The following is a 19,817-nucleotide window of genomic DNA, read 5'->3' on the forward strand; positions in this document are numbered from 1 at the left end:
AAACGGGATGCGTCTGGTCACGATCCAGCACCGCGGCTCTTCTCCCACCCATGAAAAAAGCCGCTCGGACAGAGCGGCTTTAGGAGTAGCGTTTAAGCAAAATGCTGCGAAGAAGAGGGGGCCTACCCGCAATCGCCGTCGACGGTGCAGCTGTCCCCGTCGGGATTGTCCAGCGTGACCTGCGGCAGAGCGTCCTGCCATTCCGCGAACGACTTTTCCAGCACTTGCAGGAACCACGCCGACTCCTGCGCGCCGGACACGGCATACTTCCGGTCGAACACGAAGAAGGGCACGCCCCGCACTCCGATCTGGCGCGATTCGTAAATGTCGCGTTCCACGGCATCGGCGTACTGATCGCCGGCCAGCATCGTGCGGATCTCGTCCGCGTCCAGCCCGATTTCCTGCCCCAGTTCCAGCAGCGTAGTGGGATCGGCCGTATTTTTTCCCTCGGTGAAATAGGCGCGGAACAGGCGCTCTTCCAGCGCATCGCCCAGCCCGTGGCGCTTGGCCAGTTGCAACAGACGGTGCGCATCAAACGAGTTTGCCACCACCGCCCGGTCGAAGTGATAAGTCAGGCCGACCTGGCGGGCCATGTCCGTCACCCGGTCGTTCATTTCCCGGGCCTGTTCCAGCGACCAGCCTTTGACCTCGGCCAGGTACTGGTGGATGTTTTTACCCGGATCGGTGGGCATGTCGGGGTTGAGCTGAAAACTCTTCCAGGTCACTTCCACCTTCTCGGCGTGCGGAAACTGCGCCAGCGCCGCTTCAAATTTTCGCTTGCCGATGTAACAGAACGGACACATCACGTCCGACCAGATTTCAACTTCCATAGTTTGTTCAGTTCACTTCTTCAAATCTATTTTCTTTGATCATCGCCAGCCCCTTTGCCCAGCGCGTTAGCTCGCGGAGCATGGTTTCGGTGGCTTTGTGCGATACTTCGTTCGGGACAAATTCGCCCTGTTCGTTTACAAACTGCGTGAACATCGGAAAGTTCACCGACTCCATCAGCGGCACGATGCGCAGCGTCGCCAGGTCGTTTTTCAGCGTGTTGGCCGCGCGCGTCCCTGCCGAGACACCGCCGTAACTGACGATCCCCGCCGGTTTGTAGTTCCATTCGTGAACGAGGTATTCCAGCGCGTTTTTCAGCGGTGCGGGGTAGCTGTAGTCGTACTCGGCCGTTACAAAAACAAAGGCATCGGCCTCGTCGATGGTGGCGCTCCACTGCTTGGTGTGCTCGTGTTCGTATTGCCGCATGATGGGGTGCACCGGCTCGTTCATGAGCGGCAGGTTGATCGCGCCCAGGTCGAGCACTTCTACCTCGAAGCCGCCGTACTGACGGGCCTGTTCGGCGATCCATTCGGCGACGAGCGGTCCTTTGCGGCCGGGCCGCACGGTCGAGGTGATAATTTTCAGGTTTAACATCTGAGTTGAGTAAAGAACGATGAATGTGAAATCGGTGGGAAAAAATGCAGGTCAAAAAGCAAAGCGCCCGTAGGCGACAAAAAGGCAAAGGGCAAGGAGTACGAGGTTCATCACGATCTTCTCCTGTTTGCGCAGATGGTAGGCAATGGCCAGCACCATGATTACGGCCAGACCGACGGCGGCCAGCGGCGTCAGGAGGGGGGCAATGCCCGTCAGCCAGGGCACCACAAGGCCGATTCCGCCCAACAGTTCCGCAATGCCGACGAACTTCACCATGCCGGCGGAGTAGTCGTGCACCCACGACATCTGGGCGGGCATCTTCTCTTTCGGCTGAAACGTTTTTATCGCGCCTGCGATCAGGAAGAGGGCGGCCAGCCAACCCTGCGCTGCCCAGAGTGCACTGTTCATGGGTGAAAAGGAGTTACATGGAGATGACGCAAATGTAAAGGAGGTGGTTTACTTTTGTAACCAGTAGTTGAAAATATAGCGGTATACTTTAAGAAACCTACTGACATGGAAACGACAACCGCCCCCCGTGCCCGTACTCACAACCCCGCCGCCTGTGCCCAACGGATGCTGGCCGTCCGCGATGCGTTGGACATCTTGAGCGGCAAATGGAAAATCTCCATCATCAGTTCGCTGACCTTCGGGAAGAAGCGCTTCAAGGAACTGCAACGCGACGTAGAAGGCATCACCGGCAAAATGCTCTCCAAAGAACTGAAAGAGCTGGAAGTCAACGAATTGGTGGTCCGTCGCGTGCTGCCTACCCAACCCGTCTCCGTCGAATACGAACTCACCGACTACGGCTTCTCCCTCGAAAAAGTGATTCAGGAACTGGCCACCTGGGGCCACCAGCACCGCCAGCGCATCATGGGCAACGGGGATACAGAAGCATAAAGATCAACGATCCGCGAGGTCAGCCGTCCCATTCTGAAACTCTAGTTTTTATATCCTATCCAGCAGTAAAAGTATATTTATGGCCGTCATGGCAAGCGCTAGCCAAGCCATGACGTTAGTACCTCGCTCCTTATTCGAACTGCCCTCTTACTCTAAAGTAAACACCTGATTTGCGTTTCATCATCCGATCAGGCCAGCGGTTTTGCCTCGTCTTTGCGGCGACTCATGAACTCGTGGAGGTTGTGCATCGCCTTCTCCTGCACCTTCCGCTGAAAGAAACCGGTGCCGCCCATCAGCAATCCCGTCAGTCCGAACGCCTGCCGCGCCCAGCGCGGAAAATCGAACCGGTCGCGCTGCTGCACGATCTTCCCCTTCTCAAACGTAAATTCCGACCGCACCACGTTCACTACCTTCCGGCCCGTCGCGGAGAAGGTATAGGTCGCGGTCCATTCGGCGTGGCCGGTGATATCCTCCGCCTGCACATTCCGGTACTCCAGGTGGAAGTCGCGTGCGTTCCGGCACAGCATTTCCCACATGGCCCGGACCTGCCCGGCGTTCAGGTGCGGAAACGCTTCGTCGTGAAACGTGGCTTGGTCGGCGTAGCACGCCTGCATCGTTTTGGAATCCTTTTGCTGAAAGGCCGTGTAGAACGTGTGGAGGAGTTGGGCGTTCGGATGCATAAGAGGAGAGAAGTAGTTTCGTAGGAACGAATATAGTCGGTTCTGATCAGCTTCCCGGAGCGCTGCGCTAGTTTTTCGGAACCTGTGGAGTATCTACGCAATCCGAAGCGTACCCCTCTAGCAAACGGCTTCACTGAACAGAGGCCGTGCCCACTTGACACCACCTCGATATGTTACACCGCACGCTTTTTTCGGCAGGTGCCCTGGCGCTTCTGCTGCTTTTTTCTCCCGCGCTTTATGCCCAACCCAAAGCCTTTCCCACCGCCGAAGGCTACGGGGCCGCCGCCAAAGGCGGGCGGGGCGGCAAGCTCCTGGAAGTCACCAACCTGCACGACCACGGACCGGGCAGCTTGCGCAGTGCCATCGAAGATCCCGCGCCGCGCACCATCATCTTCGACGTCTCCGGGACGATTGAACTGGAGTCGCCGCTCGACATCACGCAGCCGTTTCTGACGGTGGCCGGACAGACCGCCCCCGGCGACGGCATCTGCCTCAAAAACTTTCCGTTGCACGTCGCCAACACGCACGACGTGGTGATCCGCGCCATTCGGGTGCGGCCCGGCATTGCTTCCGGCCTGACCGGCAGCGAACTCGACGGCATCGAAATTCGGGAGAGCCAGCGCGTGATCATCGACCATTGCACCGTAAGCTGGACATCCGACGAATCGATGAATACGTGGCACGGCAGCGAAGACATTACCCTCCAGTGGTGCATGATTGCCGAGCCGCTCCACCATTCGGTTCACGAGAAAGGGGCGCACGGCTACGGCGCGTCACTGGGCGGCAAACGCGCCACCTACCACCACAACCTGTTTGCCCACGCCACGGCCCGCAACCCCAGCGTCGCCGGCAACGCCGACTTTATGACCGAACTGATGGATTTCCGCAACAACGTGGTCTTCAACTGGCAGCACCGCTCGTGCGACGGCAAGCCGGGGAGCATCAACTTCGTCAACAATTACTACAAACCCGGTCCCGCCACGCAGGCCGACGTGCGTCACCGCCTGGTGCGCGTCGAAAACGCCGATGTGTACGGTTTCACGCCCGTCTGGTACATCGCGGGCAATGCACTGGACGGTAACTCCACTATTTCGAAAGACAATTGGAACGGCGGCATCGACCTGGGCGACGGCGTATCGAAAGCGAAAAATACCCGCGATACACCGTTTGCCACGCAACCGCTACCCACCGAATCGGCCGAGGAGGCCTACAAAAGTGTGCTGGCTCACGTGGGCGTATGCGCACCGGGACGCGATGCCCACGAACGGCGCATCATCGCGGAAGTCACGTCGGGGAAGCCGCAGCACGGCAACGGCATCATCGACCGGGTAGAGCAAGGCGGCGGCTGGCCGACCTTGACGAGCACGACGCCCCCGGCGGACCGCGACCACGACGGCATGCCCGATGCCTGGGAACGGAAACACAAACTAAATCCAAACGATCCGGCCGACGGCAACCAGGACGCGAACGGCGACGGCTACACCAACCTGGAAGAGTACCTCAACAGTTTTTTCACGCGCTAGCCTCACAAGGCGCTGGGCCGCTGGGTGGTAGGGACTGGGGTAAGACGCGCGGCGAGCGAGCGATTCGGGCGGGGAGTTGCGTTGTCAGGAAATTGTGCTTACTTGTGTTTACTTTTGACGATTACCGGCACGACGGTGCCCGCCAGCTGCGCTCCCTGGACGGTATCCTAACGCAACCTGCATGAACCCCGTTTCTTTACCCCCATCACTCGATCAACTCCCCGCTTACGCTACGTACCTGCTGGACCATCGGCTACAAGAAGCCACCGCAGAAAACCTCCGCCTGTTGCGCGCGCATCAGGTGCCGCTCTTGTCGCTGTTTGCGCATCTGCCGGAAGCGGAACTGTTCGAGCTGGTGCAAAAAGGGCTTCGCGAGTTTCTGATGCAGATTCAGGAGCGGCGTCTGTGGGAAGGGGCGCTGGGCAATCTGGCGCGCTGGCAGCGCAACGAATTGGAGGAAGTGGGGCAGGAGCAGATCCAGGTAAAAGACATGGTGCTGATCAACAGCCTCCGGCGGCAGGTGCTGTTTCTGTTCATCCCCGACTATACACCCGACAGCCGACACGCCATGGCGCTGGTGCGCGAGTTGGAGTCGTTTTATGCCCAGCTCGACCAACATGCCCTTGCCGTTTATGTCGACATTCAGCAGACGGAGTTGCGCCGCGAGCGCGATCAGTTTGCTTCGTTGATCGAAAACAGTGTCGACGGCATTCTGGCGTACGACCGCGAACTGCGCATTACGGCGTGGAACCGCGTGATGGAAGAGCGCAACAACATCCGGCGGCACGACATCCTGGGAAAGAAGATCTTTGACGTGTTTCCGAGCTACGAGGAGACGCCCGAGGGTCGTGCGTTTATGCGGGTGCTAGCGGGCGAAAAGGTGGTGATCTCGCAGGCGGCCTATCACACCCGGGCGGGCTTTTACGAAGCCTTTATGGTACCGCTTTATCACGAAGACGGCCGCGTACGGGGAGGGTTGAGCATCATCCACGACATCACCGAAGCGCGGCACCTGCGGCATGCCCTGGAAGAGGCCAACCGGGAGTTACGCCAGAGCAACGAAGAGTTGCTACGCACCGAAGCGCAGTTGCGGGAGATGAACCAGGAGCTGGAGCGGCACGTCGAGCGCCGAACCAGCGACCTGCAAGCCAGCGAAGAGGAGTTGCGTCAGACGATGGATAACCTGCTGGACATCCACCACAAGCTTCAGGAGAGCGAGCACTTTCTCAACAGCGTCATCGACCAGAGTCCGGTCTCGACCTGGATTGCCGACGCCACGGGCACACAAATTCGTGTCAACGAGGCGTACCTGAAGCTTTTCAGGTTGGACGATCCTTTGCATGGGGTGGGCAAATACAACCTCCTGAAAGACGAGACCCTGATCGGTCAGCCGTTTTACAAAGACATTCAGGCCGTGTTTACGGAAGGGAAGGTCGCCACCTTCGCCCTCGACTACAACCTGAGCGAGGGACAGCACCTTCAGGTGCCCGGGCAAACGTCTACGCTGTCGTTGGTGACGACGATTTTTCCCATCAGAGATACCGACGGGAACGTGACGCACGCGGTCGTGAAGCACGAAGACGTAACGCATCAGAAAAAGGCCGAACAAGCCCTGAAAGCCAGCGAGGAGCAGTTGCGACTGATCACCGACGCGCTGCCTGTGCTGATCACGTACGTAGATCGCGACGGACGCTACCGTTTCAACAACCGCGCGTACGAAACCTGGTTCGGCGTTTCGCGTCAGGAGATCCAGGGGAAACACGTGCGGGACGTGATCGGCGAGGCGGCCTATGCCAAAACCCAACCGGCCATGGCCCGGGTGCTGGGCGGAGAAGCGTTTTCGTTCGAAGCCGAGCTGGAATACCGTGCGGCCGGCACGCGCTTTGTGGCCATCGATTTTGTGCCCCATTGGCGCGACCAGGCCGTGCAAGGCTATTATGCGCTGATTACCGACATCACCTCCCAGAAAAAAACCGAAAAAGCCCTGGAAACGGCGCTGGCCGAAACCCGCCGCAACATGGAGGCCCTCAAGCGGGTCAACGCCGAACTCGACAGCTTTGTATACGCCGCTTCGCACGACCTGCGCTCGCCCATCACCAACCTGGAAGGGCTGTTGAGCGCCTTGCAACGCCGCCTGGGCGAACGCCTGCAACCCACCGAGCGCGAGTTGCTGAACATGATGGCCCACTCGCTCGGCAAGCTGTTGCGCACCATCGACGACCTGACGGAAATTGTGCGGGTGGAGCGGGAGAGCGACGAAACGCCCGAGCCGCTCCTCCTGGCCGAGGTGCTCGACGAAGTGAAAGAGGACCTGAGCCCGATGCTGACGGAGCTGAACGGGCATCTGGACGTCGATTTTCAGGTGACGCATCTCCACTACGGGCGGAAGGTACTGCGCAGCGTCTTTTACAACTTGCTGAGCAATGCCCTTAAGTACCGCTCGCCCGAGCGCCCTCCGGTCATTCGGGTGCAAACGTTCAGGCAGGGAAACGACGTTCACATGCTTTTCCGGGACAATGGGCTGGGCATTCGTCAGGATCAGGTCGATAAAATCTTCATGCTTTTCAAGCGGCTGCATACCCACGTAGAAGGGACCGGCGTCGGGTTGTACATGATCAAACGCCTGCTGGAGAACCGCGGCGACCGCATCGAAGTAGAAAGTACCCTGGGCGAAGGCACCACATTCCGGTTAATCTTCCAGCCCCATCCCAACGGTGTGCCCTCGCTTTCCGGACAGGGAGGCGGCCTCGAGTAGCCCGGCCATGCCGGTTGGATGTCAGCACTCGATCGGCTAGAAGACAAGCCGCACTTTCTCCAGAAAATCCGGCCGCTTGTAGACCTGCGTTTTGTAGTACTTGGGCCGGCTGTCGAGGCGGACGTGCAGCCAGATGACGCCCATGCCCGCCGTGTTGAGCCACAGCGTGTGCGAGGCATTGACGGCAGCGTTTACCCGATGTCCGATTCGTTGGAAAAGCGCGTGTTGCTGCGCTTTCGGAGCGTGCCGGACGAAACTCGCCAGAAATTTGTAATGATCGGCATCGGTGCGGGGAGTCGGGGCAATCAGCCGCGCGTTCTTCCCCAGGTTCTCGAAATCAACCACCAGCGCAGAGGTGTCGAAGAACTCGGCAAACGCCTCGGCGTCGGCCGGACGCGTGGCGAGCGACGCACTGCGCAGCAGCACAAACTCGTAGGGCTTGCCGAGGTAGCGCGTCAGCAACCCGGGATGTTCCCAATAGAAAGCTTCGAACGGGGCGTCGGCCAGTAGCTCCAGGTAATAGGCCCGGAACGCTTCTGACGTTTCCCAGTGGTTCAGTACCTCCGCAAAAGTCAGGGGCCGCAGGTCTGCCTGAATCCGGTAACGTCGGGCGTTTTCGTTTTGGCCGATGAGTTGGGTGTGCCACATGGACATAGATAGAAGAGGAGAAAAGTCGCGAAGATCAAACCAAGTGGCTTGCGGTCAAAGCCGCGCCCTGTCGGTCAGGGGCGGGCTTCCTGTTCGTGTGCCGGATGCTTCTGCCAGAGCGACCGCCAGCCCCCACCGAACCGCTGGTGTACCGTGCCTTTGATCAGCGACAGTGCCACGACCAGCGCCCCCACCACCGTATCGTTGAGGATAGCAAGGGTCGACTCGTATCCCAGCACCCAGGGTGCCCACAGCAGCCAGCCCCCCAGCAGTACGTTGGCCCAGCGCAGGTTGCGCGTGGCTTCCCAGGTGGCTGTAAAAGCAAAGGTGGCGATGACCGGCCCGACGATGTGGTTGTTGTCGGCAGCGGCTGACCCGTAGCCGAACAGATCAGGGACGACCATTAGCCAGATGCCCAGAATTGCGTTGATTGCTTGTGCCCACATGGTTGATTAGTTGATTGAAACCACCTCTTTCGTGCCCCAGAACGCTTTCCAGAACGAAGCGCCGGACCGTTTTACCCGCTGCATGTACTGCAAACTCGCCAGCATCTCGTCCAGGGCCGGCCCGATCATCAGCACCGAAATGAACGCCGACGTCAGGCAAAGTGTACACCAGGCGTCGAACAAGACCGGTTGGAGTACCACCAGCATGATGCTGACCACCCCCAGCGGCCCGACCAGCATGCCGAAGATGATGACGATCCACGGCATGGTTTTCCACCGCTTCACGCCGCCAATCACGCCCGCCACGGCGTCCAGCAGGTAACTCAGGGCACCGAGTACGCCGTCAGGAATGGGCAGAAAATCAGAGACCGAAGAGTTGAGAATCTTCCGGCTGTCGTTGCCGAAAAAAGGCTCCCACACCGTGGGAAACACCTCCAGTTGGTAAAGCCCCAGGTAGCCGGCCACGCCCACACCCACCAGCGCCAACCCGACAATCGGCAGGCGCTGTGGCCACGAAGCGGGGTTATAGTCCCAACCCGGGGGAATGGCATCGTCGTGTTGTGTCAAGGTTCTGCAAGGTTTAAAAAGTGGAAGTTGCTTATTCCAACGGGCGGAGTGGGGGTTGGGTTAACTCGTGGGGAAGTGTCTCGTAAACAAAGGGAGGGCACCCTGCCCTCGCCCTGAAGTCCATAGGCCATTTTTTGGAGCCGACTTTTTGAGACTTTTCCTTAAACCTAAATTTTATTCGTATGCCTACTCATGTCTCCACAGAAGCTACGCGAAACGGACCCGGCGCCCGCGACGACGCCAAAGACGTCATTCTGGTATCGGGAAGTAGCGGCCTGATCGGTTCGGCCCTGATTGAGCGCCTGGCGAAGCGGTTTCGGATGATCGGGCTGGATCGCGCCGGCAATCCCTTTCCGCCCAAAGAAGCCGAATGCGTCTGCATCGACTTGACGTCGGAAGAGAGCATCCGGCGAGCGATGGAACGCGTGCGCTACGGGTACGGGGATCGAATCGCCTCGGTGGTGCACCTGGCTGCATACTACGATTTTGCCGGTGGGCCCAGTCCGCTGTACGAGGACGTGACGGTCAAAGGCACCGAGAAATTTTTGCGGGTGTTGCAGGACTTCGACGTCGAACAGTTTATTTTTTCCAGTACCAACCTGGTCTACGCCCCGACCGAGCCGGGGACTCCCCTCAGCGAAGAGGCCCCGCTCGGCCCGACGTGGGCGTATCCGCAATCCAAAGTAAAGACCGAAAAAATCATCCATGCCCAGCGCGGCGACATTCCGACCGTTGTGCTGCGCATCGCGGGCATTTACAGCGACGAAGGCGACTCCATCCCCCTGACGCACCAGATGCAGCGGATCTACGAAAAGACGCTGACCAGCCATTTTTATTCGGGCGATGTTTCGCACGGCAATGCCTTTTTGCATCTGGACGACCTGATCGACGCCCTGGTGCGGGCCATCGACCGGCGGCACGAACTGCCGGAAGAAGTGACCCTCAACATCAGCGAAGCGGAAACGATGAGCTACAGCGAAATCCAGAATGCCATCGGGGAAGCGCTGTACGGGACAGCGTGGCGGACCATCGAACTGCCCGCGCTGCTGGCGAAAGCCGGTGCGTGGGCGCAAGATCTGGTGAGCGATCCGTTCATTAAACCCTGGATGATCGACCGGGCGGACGACCACTACGAGATGGACATTCGTCGGGCGAAAGCAGTGCTGGGCTGGGAACCGAAGCATGCCCTGCGTACCACTCTCCCAACCATAGTCGCCGACCTGAAGGCCGATCCTGAGGCCTGGTACGAGAAAAATCACCTGCACGAGGCGGCCTCTTCCGAGTAATCAGCGGATGGGCAATCCCAGCAGGAATTGCACAACGGGTTGGCGTGTGCGCTGTCCGTTGGGCAGTGGATCGAATCCCCAGCCTACGTCAATGCCCAGCCAGCCAAACGTCGTGGTGTGGACACGCAGCCCTAGCCCGGCGGCGCGGTAGAGCGAAAAAGGCTGGTACGGTTGCGAGGGGAGCCACGTGTTGCCCGCCTCGGCGAAGCCCAGAAGGTAGGCCGTCGCGGCGGAGCGTTGCAGGAGTAGATGGCGCAGTTCGAGCGAGAACTTCTGGTAGAGCGTGCCGCCAAGCAGGTGGCCTGCCTCGTCGGTAGGCGTCAGGGTAAGGTCGTCGTAGCCCCGCAACGCAACCAGGTCGCTGCCCAGCAGCGTATTGGGGCCGGCCAGTCCGCGCCCTCCCAGGTAAAACCGTTCGAACGGACCCAGCGTGGCGTGGCGTGTATAGGTGCCCAAGTAACCGACGTGCGCCCGCGTTTCCAATACCCACGCTTTGCCCAGCGGCCAGTAGGCCCGCGCGTCGGCCATCCATTTGTGGTACTCGATCCAGTGCAGCGGGTCGCGTTGCCCCAACAGCGAATAGGGCGGCGTCAGGGTCAGGGCGAGCGCCAGTTGCGAGCCCTTATGCGGGTAGATCGGGTCGTCGATGTGGTTCCGCACCAGCGCAGTCCGCAGGGAAACGCTGTGGGCCGCACCGGTCGAAAAGCCCAGGTCGTATTCAAAATTGCGGAGCCCGTACCGGTTGTAGGTTGCCGCAAGGTTCAGCGAGGTGTACGCATCGAGCCGTGGCAGCGGGCGACTCCAGCTCGTTGCGATGCTGGTCAGCGTCAGTCGTCCGTCTGTGTTGGTGTCCGGTGCCGAAATCACCAGCGGATTGGTCCCGTTCAGGACCGAATGGCTCAGTGTGAGTTGCAGTGCATTGGCGCGCCGCCCGCCCAGCCAGGGTTCCACAAACGAAAGCGAGTAGTTCTGATACGGGCGTCCGTTGGTTTGCAGCCGCAGCAGCAACTGCTGCCCATCGCCCGCCGGAACGGGATGCCACTGGCGCGGCCGAAACAGGTTGTGTAACGAGAAATTGTAAAGGTTCAGGCCCAGCGATCCGACCGGCCCCACCCCCGCGACCCAGGTCCCCGCCAGTTCGTACCGATCCTTCGGCGATTCCGCCACCCGCAGCTCGACGCCCATGGTATCCTGCGTTGCGTTGGGCAACAGCCGCACGCCCAGTTGGGTCGGGTCCAGAAAGCTCAGTTGCGACAGGGCCAGCTGCGCGCGTACCAAGGCCTGCCGGCTGAACAGCGTGCCCGGCAGCGGTGGCAACTCACGCCGGATCACGTGGTCGTGGGTCCGTTCGTTCCCGACGATCTGAACGGTACCAAAATGCGCTTGTTTTCCTTCGTGCAGCGCTACGCGCACAGTGGCGGTACGGTCGGAGGTAGGCACGACCCACCACGAAGCTTCTGCCGCAGGATAGCCCCGATCCAGGTAAAGCGCTGCCAGTGGTGCATCGGGTGTTTGCAGCTGCAACGCCGCTTCCAGACGGGGCAGGTCCAGCACGTCGCCCGGTCGGAGCGGCATCGCCTGCGTCAGTATAGAGTCGTTGTATAACGCGTTGCCCGACCACACCAGACTATCCAAGCGGTACGGCGCGCCTTCCTGCACGGCGATCTGCCACGTGGTCGTTCCCCGTTCGCCGACCAGCAATGTGTCGGTCAGGTGCGCATCGAGGTAGCCCCGGCTCTGGTAAAATTCCTGCAGGTGACGCAAGGCAGTTTGTCGCTCGTCCGGGGTGTAGCGTTGCCGGTGAAACGGACGAAAGCGAAGCGGCCGGAGGTGCTGGCGCAAGGTGGCGGGCAGGAAAGCGGCACTCCCGGTAAACCTGACTTCTTGCAACTTCAGGCGCGGCCCCGGCGTTACCTTCACCTGCAGGCGCACCGTCCGCGACACGACCGAATCGGGCCGGAGGGCGGTTTCGACCTGGGCCTGGTGGTATCCTTTCTCCCGAAGTTGCTGCAACACGTATCGGCGGACGCGTCCGCGCACGGCATCGGTCAGCAACTGGCCTTTGTGCAGCGCCAGCGCTTTTTCCAACGTGCGGGCCTGCCGGAGAGAAATGCCCTGCCAGTCGAGTCCGCCGAAGCGCGGGTATTCGTCTATGCGGAACACCACCTGCACCCGGTCGTCGTGCGAAGGAATTACTTGCACTTCCAGATCGCTCCACACGCCCTGTTGCCAGAGGCGGTGCAACGCTTCCTGCAGTTGCGGGCCGGGCAGTTGCAGTGTATCGCCCGCCGCCAGTCCGCTTAGCTGTTCCAGCGCCGCCGGTTGTGTCTGTTGCGTGCCGATCACGTGAACCTCTTCCACTACGAACCGTCCCGCCAGCGAATCGGCGGATTGCGCCAGCCCCGAAGTGGTGAGAAAGCAAAGAACCAGAAAGGCAAAACCAAAAATGTGCATGTAGCCGTGCGTGAGGATCTACCTGTAGGTCGCAAGACAGCGACGCAGTGCGGCTTTCGGATGGAAAAACTCGGGTCAACGGTCGAATCGGAGGGAGGAGCGGTCGATGAGGAAAGAGATTATCCCGTCCGTCCGTTTTTTAAATCAAGGTTGCTCATGCAAAAGTGGTACGTGTCACCGAACGAACGTCGCTAATCGATACCCAGATCATAAGTAAAGCGGGAAGAGGGTTTGATCTCTTCAATATCCACGCCTGTTCGTTCGTATGTGATGCCTACAATGACCCGCTCTACTTCGTAACGACTGGCGGGATGAGGAAGGGAAATCAACTTTTCGTAGTTCAGCGCCCCTATAAAATGGATCAGGTCTGCAAGCGTATGCTGGAGTAAGGCTTTGCTTCCCTGTGGGTGATGGAAAGGGCTCCGATTTTTGAGTGACGCATCGCTGAGATCGGCTTTGGGTAAAGGAGGAAATTTCCATCCCATCCGGCGGGCCATTTCTTTCCACTGCGCTTTACAATGTTCGTGGGGCAACAGGGAATGAAGCGATGCTTCCAAGAAAAAGCCTTCGTTGGGAACAGAGAAGTTAGTGGAAAAGTAAGCGCGTAGAAGATCTGCTGTGAAATACAGGTTGATTTGGGCTGAAGTGTGACGTAACGCATAACGACCTCTGTCGCCTTCTCTACCGTCGTGAGGGTTGCGGCTTCTTGATCGGGAATGGCGATCTGAAAGGCTTTTTTCCAGCTAAATACGAGTTCAACGCTATCGAGGCCCATCGCTTTACAAGTTTAAAATAGGAAGGTACCGCATCATGGTGGGAATTGCGCCAAATCCATGAAACTCCTTACATTTGTTTGCCGTGCCTGGCCACTGATAACAAAATCCAGGTCCGCGAGTTACCTTTCTGAACTTCCCAAATCCTCCTGTCCACGTTAATCCGTACGTACCTTATGAAATACCTGATGCTGAGTGCGCTGCTAGGTCTGTTGATGTCCTGTGCGCAAACCAAAACGCGTCCCGAAGGCGTAGAAACACCTGCCACGACCGTCTCCGAATCAAACACTGAAGCCATGCCGGGAAAAAAATCTTTCTACGACTTTACGATGACCTCGCTCGAAGGCAAGGAAATCAACTTTTCGCAGTACAAAGGCAAAAAAGTGCTGGTGGTCAACACCGCGTCCAAATGTGGCTTCACGCCGCAGTATGCCGAGTTGGAAAAGCTGAACAAGATGTACGGCAACAAGGTGGTGATCCTGGGCTTTCCGGCCAACAACTTTGGTGGACAAGAGCCCGGCAGCAACGAAGAGATCGCCGAATTCTGCGAGAAAAACTACGGGGTCGATTTCCAGATGTTCGAGAAGTCGTCGGTGAAAGGCGACGACAAAAATCCGCTTTACCAGTGGTTGACCGACAAGGCACAAAACGGTTGGAACGACCAGGAGCCAACTTGGAATTTCTGCAAATACCTGATCGACGAACAGGGCAACCTCATCAAGTTCTTCCCGTCGAAGGTGGAGCCGATGAGCGAAGAGCTGCTCGACGCGGTGCAGAGCTAACCGAACAACAGCCAGAGCGTACAGAGGCTTCGGACCATTCCGGAGCCTTTTTTATGGGCGAGGATCTTCCCAGATCAACGCTTCATCCGTACGCGTTTCGAAGAAATCGGCACATTGGCCGTCGCCTTTGCCGGTAAAGCCGCCGTCGGGCGCGCAAAGAGGAGTACAGTTTTCGTCGAGCAACACGCTGGGAATGTCGCAGCAGCGTTGCGGAATGAAATACACCGTCTGGCCCCGGTACGTATAACGGTATACCTTGGCCGGCGGATTCCACACGTCTTCCCGAAGGATTTCCTGGATTTTCGCCTGCACGCAGGCGGGCGTTCCGCGCTCCAGTTTCTCGGCCGCGCAGCCGCCGAAAAGGAGTAGGAACACGACAGCGTATACACAGCAACACTTCATAGCAGGTACATTTTGTGAACAAAGACGCAAACGGATGCCAAAAGGCAGCGAGCGGGCTAAAAATAAAAACCGCCCCGGCAGATTAGCCAGAGCGGTCGGTTTTACAGGATCGGCGGGTAAAGAAAAGGAAGCTGTTCAGGCGACACCCGTTCTTTAGTACCGCGCGGGTTGAAAAGGCTGGTAGAAAGAGAAACTGGTTGAAAGACAACGCAAAGATGAACGAGGCGGGCCGGTGCCGCTTGTAAAAAGCCGACGACTTGAAGAATGGGCGGATGAGTGGAGCAGTGATTGAGTGAGGGCAGGGACTGCCCAGCGGGTGAATGGCATCTGCGGTTGGGTGCGCTCCGTGCTTGTGTTGCGCAAAAGCCATCAACTCACCGCCCCACAATCCACGGACCCAACAACCCGCTAACGCACCAATCCCAATTTCAGGGTAGTTTTGTGCATGGAACCTTCTGTTTCTCCTTCGCCGTCGTGGCGGGCCTGGCTGGAGGCGGCCCGGCCGCGTACCCTGCCGCTGGCGCTGGCGTCTATTTTGCTGGGGAGTTTCCTGGCGGCCGCCCGGGCGCAATTCAACGGTCTGATTTTCGGGCTGGCGGTACTGACGACCGTCTTTTTGCAGATTCTGTCTAACCTGGCGAACGACTGGGGGGATTCGATCCACGGGGCCGACAGTCTTCACCGCGAAGGCCCTCAGCGGGCGGTGCAGACGGGGCATATCTCGTCGCGGGCGATGCGCAACGCGGTGATTCTCTTCTCCGTCCTTTCGTTTGCCTCGGGCATTACGCTGCTGCTGTTCGGCATCGACCTGGGCGATATCCGTGTGTTCTGGGGCTTTCTGGCGCTGGGCCTCGTGGCGATTGCCGCTGCCATTGCCTACACGTCGGGGCCACGGCCCTATGGCTATGCCGGGCTGGGCGATATCTCCGTGCTGATTTTCTTTGGCTGGGTCGGCGTGCTGGGTACCTACTACCTGCATGCACAGCACATCGAATGGGCCGACCTGCTGCCTGCCTCGGCGTGCGGGCTGTTTGCCGCTGCGGTGCTGAACGTCAACAACATTCGCGACATTCATTCCGACCGGTTGGCGGGTAAGTTTTCCATTCCGGTACGGCTGGGGCCCCGGCGCGCGCGCGTGTATCATTGGGCACTGTTGGGTGGGGGAATGGTCTGCGCCGTGGTGTACGTCCTGCAGCAACCGGGCGGCCCGTGGCAGTGGCTGTTTCTGCTCTCGTTTCCGCTCCTTGTCCGCAATGGCGTGGCGGTCTGGCAACGGCAACGCGCCGCCGAACTGGACCCCCTCCTGAAACAAATGGCCCTCTCTACGTTGCTGTTCGTCGTGACCTTCGGGCTGGGACAACTGTTGGCCGCCTGACACAAAAAATTTTCTCAGTGGTATTGCCTGATTTGCATGAATAGACCGATCGGTCTATTTTGCGGTAAGTCGCAATCGCCATGTCTACCAAATCGGAACGGACCCGCCAGTTCATCATTGAAAAAGCTGCTCCTTTGTTCAACACGAAGGGCTATTACGGCACGTCGATGGGCGACATTCTGGCGGCGACCGGCCTGGCCAAGGGGGGCGTCTACGGTAATTTCGCCAGCAAAGAAGACATTGCGCTGGAAGCGTTCGAGTTTGCGTTTCAGACCGTGATCGAGGCCTTGAACGTCCGTATTCGCGCGGAACACCACGCCCTCGACAAGTTGAAGGCCATCCTCGATTATTACAGTGCCTATCACGACACGCCTTCGGTGCAGGGCGGTTGCCCATTGCTAAATACCGGTTGTGATAGCGACGACAGCGATTTGCCCCGCCTGCGGGCACGGGTCAAACAAGCCACACAACAGATGCTTCGCGCGTTGGTACACATCATCGAGAAAGGGAAAGAGTACGGGCAGGTTCGGTCGGAAGTCGATGCCGAGGTGATGGCCGACCTGGTGTTCAGTCAGATCGAAGGTGGGCTGGTGCTGGCCAAACTGACGGGCGACGGCGTGCGCCTCCAACGGGTGCTATCGTACACTTACCAGATGTTGCTGCGCGAATTGCCGCACTAAATTTTTTTGCCTATTTACAGACCGATCGGTCTTTTATATGACACCTTAACCGCTTTATAACCATGATCCTCGAACCCAAAACACCAGTATCCATCCGCTTTCAGGACTGCGATCCCTTCGGGCACTTGAACAACGCCCGCTATCTCGACTACTTCATCAACGTACGCGAAGATCACCTCAAGCAGCACTACCAGATCAGCCTGCTGGAGTTTATGCAGCAGGGCGTGGGGTGGGTAATTCACCAGCACGAACTGCTTTACCTGAAACCGGCGAACGTGTACGAAAATGTGCAGGTGCGCTCGTCGCTGATCGACTTCAACGACCACTCACTCTGGGTCGAAGGCTCCATGTGGGACGAAGAAGAAAAGCACCTGAAGGCGTTGCTCTGGACCCGCTACATTCACGTCAACCTCAAAACTGGCCAGAAAGAACACCACCTGCCCGAAATGCTGGAGCGATTTGCGAAGATGCGCAACGAAACCATCGGTCGTGACGCGGGCATTAAGGGACGTCTGGCGCAACTGGTGCCCCGCATTCCGGCCTGATCAGGATGATGAATAGGGGAGCGGTTCAAGAAACTTGGGCTGTGTGTCGTTAGCGCAAGCCAAATGGGAATAAACGTTGACCCTAAGGCTGGGCGAATGTAATACGTCGTGCTTTTCGGGAGATCGTGTAAGATGGCGACAAACACCGTCGACAGCGTTAGCTTAGAGCATAGCATAAGCCGTTAGCGTACTGACGCCCATCTTGCTACAGGGGGCGCCTCACCGGGACTGGTTCTACCCTCTTTAGCACAAACTCACCTAAAATCTCTCCGGTAATTTGCCGTTGAGCTACTGCCCGCGCGCTGTTTATCAACGAAGAAGCAAGCTATACTCTGAAATAATTTGAGTCAACCTCTAGCGTAAAAGTCGCATAATAAATTAAGAAAATTTTTATAGCTGGTAACGCGAACAATACCATTGTTTTTTAGGCAGACTAAACGGGCTGAAGGGTAGCCCTACGGGTGCATAGTTCTGGCGGGGATTAGGGAGTGCGCGCGAGCTTAACGAGGTGAATAACAGCAACTAATGAACCCATCTCGAAAGTTGGAAGCTCTAAGGAAGCCTCGATTTCGACGATTTCTGATGAAGTTTTGTTGACACTGCAAGAACATTACATCTGAATCCACAGTTTTTGCGGGCATATAGTGCTTAGAATGCTATTGTGGCCATTGAGGGGAGTTAGTAAGCCTGATAAATAGCCGGAAATATTTCATGGCTTGAATATCAGGCCTTTCGCACTTTTCAAGGTACCGACGTTTTGTACCTTCGTTTCGCAATTCTCCAAAAAAACTAAAATTTTATGATTGCCGTTAACAAAGCCATTTATGCCGATCCATTTGCTGAGATCACTTACGATGATGCAAACAAAGTCTTGGTTGCCAAATGGATGGGGTTTCTAAAGATTGATAGCACTCAAAAGGGCTGCATCTCAATGGTTGACTTTGTCAAGAGAAACAAAGTTACGAAGCATTTGAGTGACCAAAGCACCCTTAAGGTTCTCTCCAAAGACGTACAAACTTATTTGGTAACAGAAGCTTTCCCGGCTTTAGACAGAGCAGGTTTAAGAAAACTGGCGGTACTGGTGTCAGAAGACATCTTTGCAAAAGCCTCTGTAGAGAATGTGAACACCAACGCGACCAAAATGGGAAACATCTCTATCAGAACATTTGGCACACGTAAAGAATGTATTGCTTGGCTGAACGAGTAGCGGGTTGCATAGTGGGGGTAGCATCGTAAGTGAGCTTTGCCTGTATCGCTTGAGCGTAGCCTAGTTAGCTGGTTAACAGGTTCTTTCAAGCGCTTCGATGCTGCTACCCCTGTGGCCATCCCACGATGGCTACCCTCTCGCACCGACCTCTCCAGTTTTACCATTTTACATTCGTGCTACTTCAGAAATAACTATTCTCTATCATGTCGGCTACTCCCTCTGCCCAACTAAATCCTTTTCCAATTATCCAGGTAGGCTTGAGTTTCTGGTCTTCCAAGACTTTGCTGGCTGCCACTAAGCTAGGCTTGTTTACGCACCTGAGTGAAAAGCCTCTTACAGCGGAGCAGATCAAACAGAAGCTTGGTCTGAATCAAAAGGGGCTTTACGTACGTGACTTTTTAGATGCGCTTTACTCCATGGGATTCTTAGAAAGAACCGGGAGCGGCGAAAGCGTTTTGTACCAAAATACACCGGATACGGCAGCGTTTCTGGATAAAAATCAGCCTGCCTATCTGGGTGGATTTTTGGAAATGGCGAACGACCGTGAGTACAAGTTCTGGGGCGATCTGGAAGAAGGATTAAAAACGGGCAATCCTCAGAACGAAATTAAGTATACCGGTAAAGAGTCTTTTGAGGCGATTTACGATAATCCGATCTCACTGGCACAATTTACAGAGGCCATGTCTGGTATACAGAAGCTGAGTTTTATGGCATTTGCCAACAGCTTTGACTTTTCAGGCTATAAAACCCTGGTAGACGCCGGTGGTTCTGCGGGGCTTCTTTCAGCGTTGGTAGCTCAACAGCATCCGCACATGCACTGCACTACTTTTGACCTGCCTCAATTAGAGCCCTTTGCAAAAGCAACCGCTGAAACCTATGGCGTAGCCGACAGGGTAACGGTATTGAACGGAGATTTTTTCAATGAACCCTTTCCAACCGCCGATGTGGTCACGATGGGCAACATTTTACACAGCTTTGATCTGGAAAAGAAGAAAATGTTGCTTCAAAAAGCCTATGAGGCACTTCCTGCCAACGGTTGCCTGGTCATCATAGAAATGATCTTGGATAACGAACGCAGAGAAAATACCTTCGGGCTGCTGATGTCACTCAACATGCTGATCGAGTCTGATGGTGGGTTTAACTATACTCAAAATGAGTTTCGGCAGTGGGTTTCGGAAGCCGGCTTTACCTCAGTAAAGTTTATTCCTTTAGGCGGACCTGTGAGCGCTGCGGTAGCTTACAAATAACGACTCGTCTCTTGAGTAGACGCCTCGTGCTAATACATGCTTTGGTATTCGTGAGTTACATTAATTAGGCTGTTGTCTAATTAATGTTAAATACCCTTGTCAAATTCTGAACGCCAATCCCTGAATTT

At 57.0% G+C, this 19,817-nt stretch carries 20 protein-coding genes; 10 read left to right on the plus strand and 10 right to left on the minus strand.

Features of this window, described 5'->3' with window-relative positions; genetic code table 11:
- Positions 1-122 precede the first annotated feature (122 nt).
- Genes BLR44_RS02060 through BLR44_RS02070 form a run of 3 tightly spaced genes read right to left on the minus strand, consistent with a single transcriptional unit; the run spans position 123 to position 1,830 of the window.
- Positions 123-830 carry a DsbA family oxidoreductase gene (locus tag BLR44_RS02060; protein ID WP_089678424.1) on the minus strand — a complete coding sequence of 236 codons (708 nt, stop codon included), beginning with the start codon at positions 828-830 and terminating at the stop codon, positions 123-125.
- A 7-nt stretch (positions 831-837) separates the two neighbouring features.
- On the minus strand, positions 838-1,422 hold the full coding sequence (locus BLR44_RS02065; RefSeq protein WP_089678426.1) for an NADPH-dependent FMN reductase: 585 nt from the start codon (positions 1,420-1,422) through the stop codon (positions 838-840).
- A gap of 51 nt (positions 1,423-1,473) precedes the next feature.
- Complete coding sequence (locus BLR44_RS02070; RefSeq protein ID WP_089678428.1) at positions 1,474-1,830, minus strand: DoxX family protein; 357 nt, start codon at positions 1,828-1,830, stop codon at positions 1,474-1,476.
- A gap of 105 nt (positions 1,831-1,935) precedes the next feature.
- Between BLR44_RS02070 and BLR44_RS02075 the strand changes: the two genes are divergently transcribed.
- Positions 1,936-2,319, plus strand: coding sequence for a winged helix-turn-helix transcriptional regulator (locus tag BLR44_RS02075; RefSeq protein WP_089678430.1), 384 nt, complete (start codon positions 1,936-1,938; stop codon positions 2,317-2,319).
- A gap of 188 nt (positions 2,320-2,507) precedes the next feature.
- On the opposite strand, the gene BLR44_RS02080 is transcribed toward BLR44_RS02075, so the two are convergent.
- A complete protein-coding gene (locus BLR44_RS02080; protein ID WP_089678432.1) occupies positions 2,508-2,999 on the minus strand; it encodes a nuclear transport factor 2 family protein in 492 nt (163 codons plus the stop codon).
- Positions 3,000-3,169: 170 nt separating this feature from the next.
- Between BLR44_RS02080 and BLR44_RS02085 the strand changes: the two genes are divergently transcribed.
- Both BLR44_RS02085 and BLR44_RS02090 read left to right on the plus strand, forming a co-directional pair.
- Positions 3,170-4,522 carry a pectate lyase family protein gene (locus BLR44_RS02085; RefSeq protein WP_089678434.1) on the plus strand — a complete coding sequence of 451 codons (1,353 nt, stop codon included), beginning with the start codon at positions 3,170-3,172 and terminating at the stop codon, positions 4,520-4,522.
- 181 nt (positions 4,523-4,703) lie between these two features.
- Positions 4,704-7,277: a PAS domain-containing protein gene (locus BLR44_RS02090; protein WP_089678436.1), complete on the plus strand. Its 2,574-nt coding sequence runs from the start codon at positions 4,704-4,706 to the stop codon at positions 7,275-7,277.
- A 36-nt stretch (positions 7,278-7,313) separates the two neighbouring features.
- Here BLR44_RS02090 and BLR44_RS02095 read toward each other — a convergent pair whose 3' ends face one another.
- The 3 genes from BLR44_RS02095 to BLR44_RS02105 all read right to left on the minus strand — a co-directional run bounded on the left by BLR44_RS02095 (position 7,314) and on the right by BLR44_RS02105 (position 8,938).
- Complete coding sequence (locus BLR44_RS02095) at positions 7,314-7,931, minus strand: DUF6940 family protein (protein WP_143017065.1); 618 nt, start codon at positions 7,929-7,931, stop codon at positions 7,314-7,316.
- A gap of 68 nt (positions 7,932-7,999) precedes the next feature.
- Positions 8,000-8,371 (minus strand): SPW repeat protein, encoded by a 372-nt coding sequence (locus BLR44_RS02100; protein WP_089678440.1) that lies wholly within the window; start codon positions 8,369-8,371, stop codon positions 8,000-8,002.
- Between the two features lie 6 nt (positions 8,372-8,377).
- The gene (locus BLR44_RS02105; protein WP_089678442.1) at positions 8,378-8,938 is read right to left on the minus strand and encodes a vitamin K epoxide reductase family protein; all 561 of its coding nucleotides are present in this window, start codon (positions 8,936-8,938) and stop codon (positions 8,378-8,380) included.
- Positions 8,939-9,120: 182 nt separating this feature from the next.
- Here BLR44_RS02105 and BLR44_RS02110 point away from each other — a divergent pair, with 182 nt between their 5' ends.
- On the plus strand, positions 9,121-10,224 hold the full coding sequence (locus tag BLR44_RS02110) for an NAD-dependent epimerase/dehydratase family protein (protein ID WP_089678444.1): 1,104 nt from the start codon (positions 9,121-9,123) through the stop codon (positions 10,222-10,224).
- Here BLR44_RS02110 and BLR44_RS02115 read toward each other — a convergent pair whose 3' ends face one another.
- Entirely contained in the window at positions 10,225-12,678 is a 2,454-nt protein-coding gene (locus BLR44_RS02115; protein WP_089678445.1) for a BamA/OMP85 family outer membrane protein, read from the minus strand.
- Positions 12,679-12,869: 191 nt separating this feature from the next.
- A complete protein-coding gene (locus tag BLR44_RS28480; RefSeq protein WP_143017066.1) occupies positions 12,870-13,235 on the minus strand; it encodes an acyl carrier protein in 366 nt (121 codons plus the stop codon).
- A 392-nt stretch (positions 13,236-13,627) separates the two neighbouring features.
- On the opposite strand from BLR44_RS28480, the gene BLR44_RS02125 reads away from it, so the two are divergent.
- Entirely contained in the window at positions 13,628-14,233 is a 606-nt protein-coding gene (locus BLR44_RS02125; RefSeq protein WP_089678449.1) for a glutathione peroxidase, read from the plus strand.
- Positions 14,234-14,284: 51 nt separating this feature from the next.
- Here BLR44_RS02125 and BLR44_RS02130 read toward each other — a convergent pair whose 3' ends face one another.
- Positions 14,285-14,608: a DUF6970 domain-containing protein gene (locus BLR44_RS02130; RefSeq protein WP_245705946.1), complete on the minus strand. Its 324-nt coding sequence runs from the start codon at positions 14,606-14,608 to the stop codon at positions 14,285-14,287.
- A 472-nt stretch (positions 14,609-15,080) separates the two neighbouring features.
- On the opposite strand from BLR44_RS02130, the gene BLR44_RS02135 reads away from it, so the two are divergent.
- The 5 genes from BLR44_RS02135 (at position 15,081) to BLR44_RS02155 (ending at position 19,689) form a co-directional block, all read left to right on the plus strand.
- Positions 15,081-16,010, plus strand: a complete 930-nt coding sequence (locus BLR44_RS02135) for a 1,4-dihydroxy-2-naphthoate polyprenyltransferase (protein ID WP_089678451.1) — start codon at positions 15,081-15,083, stop codon at positions 16,008-16,010.
- A gap of 80 nt (positions 16,011-16,090) precedes the next feature.
- Positions 16,091-16,690 carry a TetR/AcrR family transcriptional regulator gene (locus tag BLR44_RS02140; protein WP_089678453.1) on the plus strand — a complete coding sequence of 200 codons (600 nt, stop codon included), beginning with the start codon at positions 16,091-16,093 and terminating at the stop codon, positions 16,688-16,690.
- Positions 16,691-16,752: 62 nt separating this feature from the next.
- Entirely contained in the window at positions 16,753-17,235 is a 483-nt protein-coding gene (locus tag BLR44_RS02145) for an acyl-CoA thioesterase (RefSeq protein WP_089678455.1), read from the plus strand.
- A 799-nt stretch (positions 17,236-18,034) separates the two neighbouring features.
- On the plus strand, positions 18,035-18,442 hold the full coding sequence (locus BLR44_RS02150; RefSeq protein WP_089678457.1) for a hypothetical protein: 408 nt from the start codon (positions 18,035-18,037) through the stop codon (positions 18,440-18,442).
- 203 nt (positions 18,443-18,645) lie between these two features.
- Positions 18,646-19,689: a methyltransferase gene (locus BLR44_RS02155; RefSeq protein WP_089678459.1), complete on the plus strand. Its 1,044-nt coding sequence runs from the start codon at positions 18,646-18,648 to the stop codon at positions 19,687-19,689.
- Positions 19,690-19,817 lie beyond the last annotated feature (128 nt).

The organism is Catalinimonas alkaloidigena (assembly GCF_900100765.1).
Classification (GTDB): Bacteria; Bacteroidota; Bacteroidia; order Cytophagales; family Flexibacteraceae; genus Mooreia; species Mooreia alkaloidigena.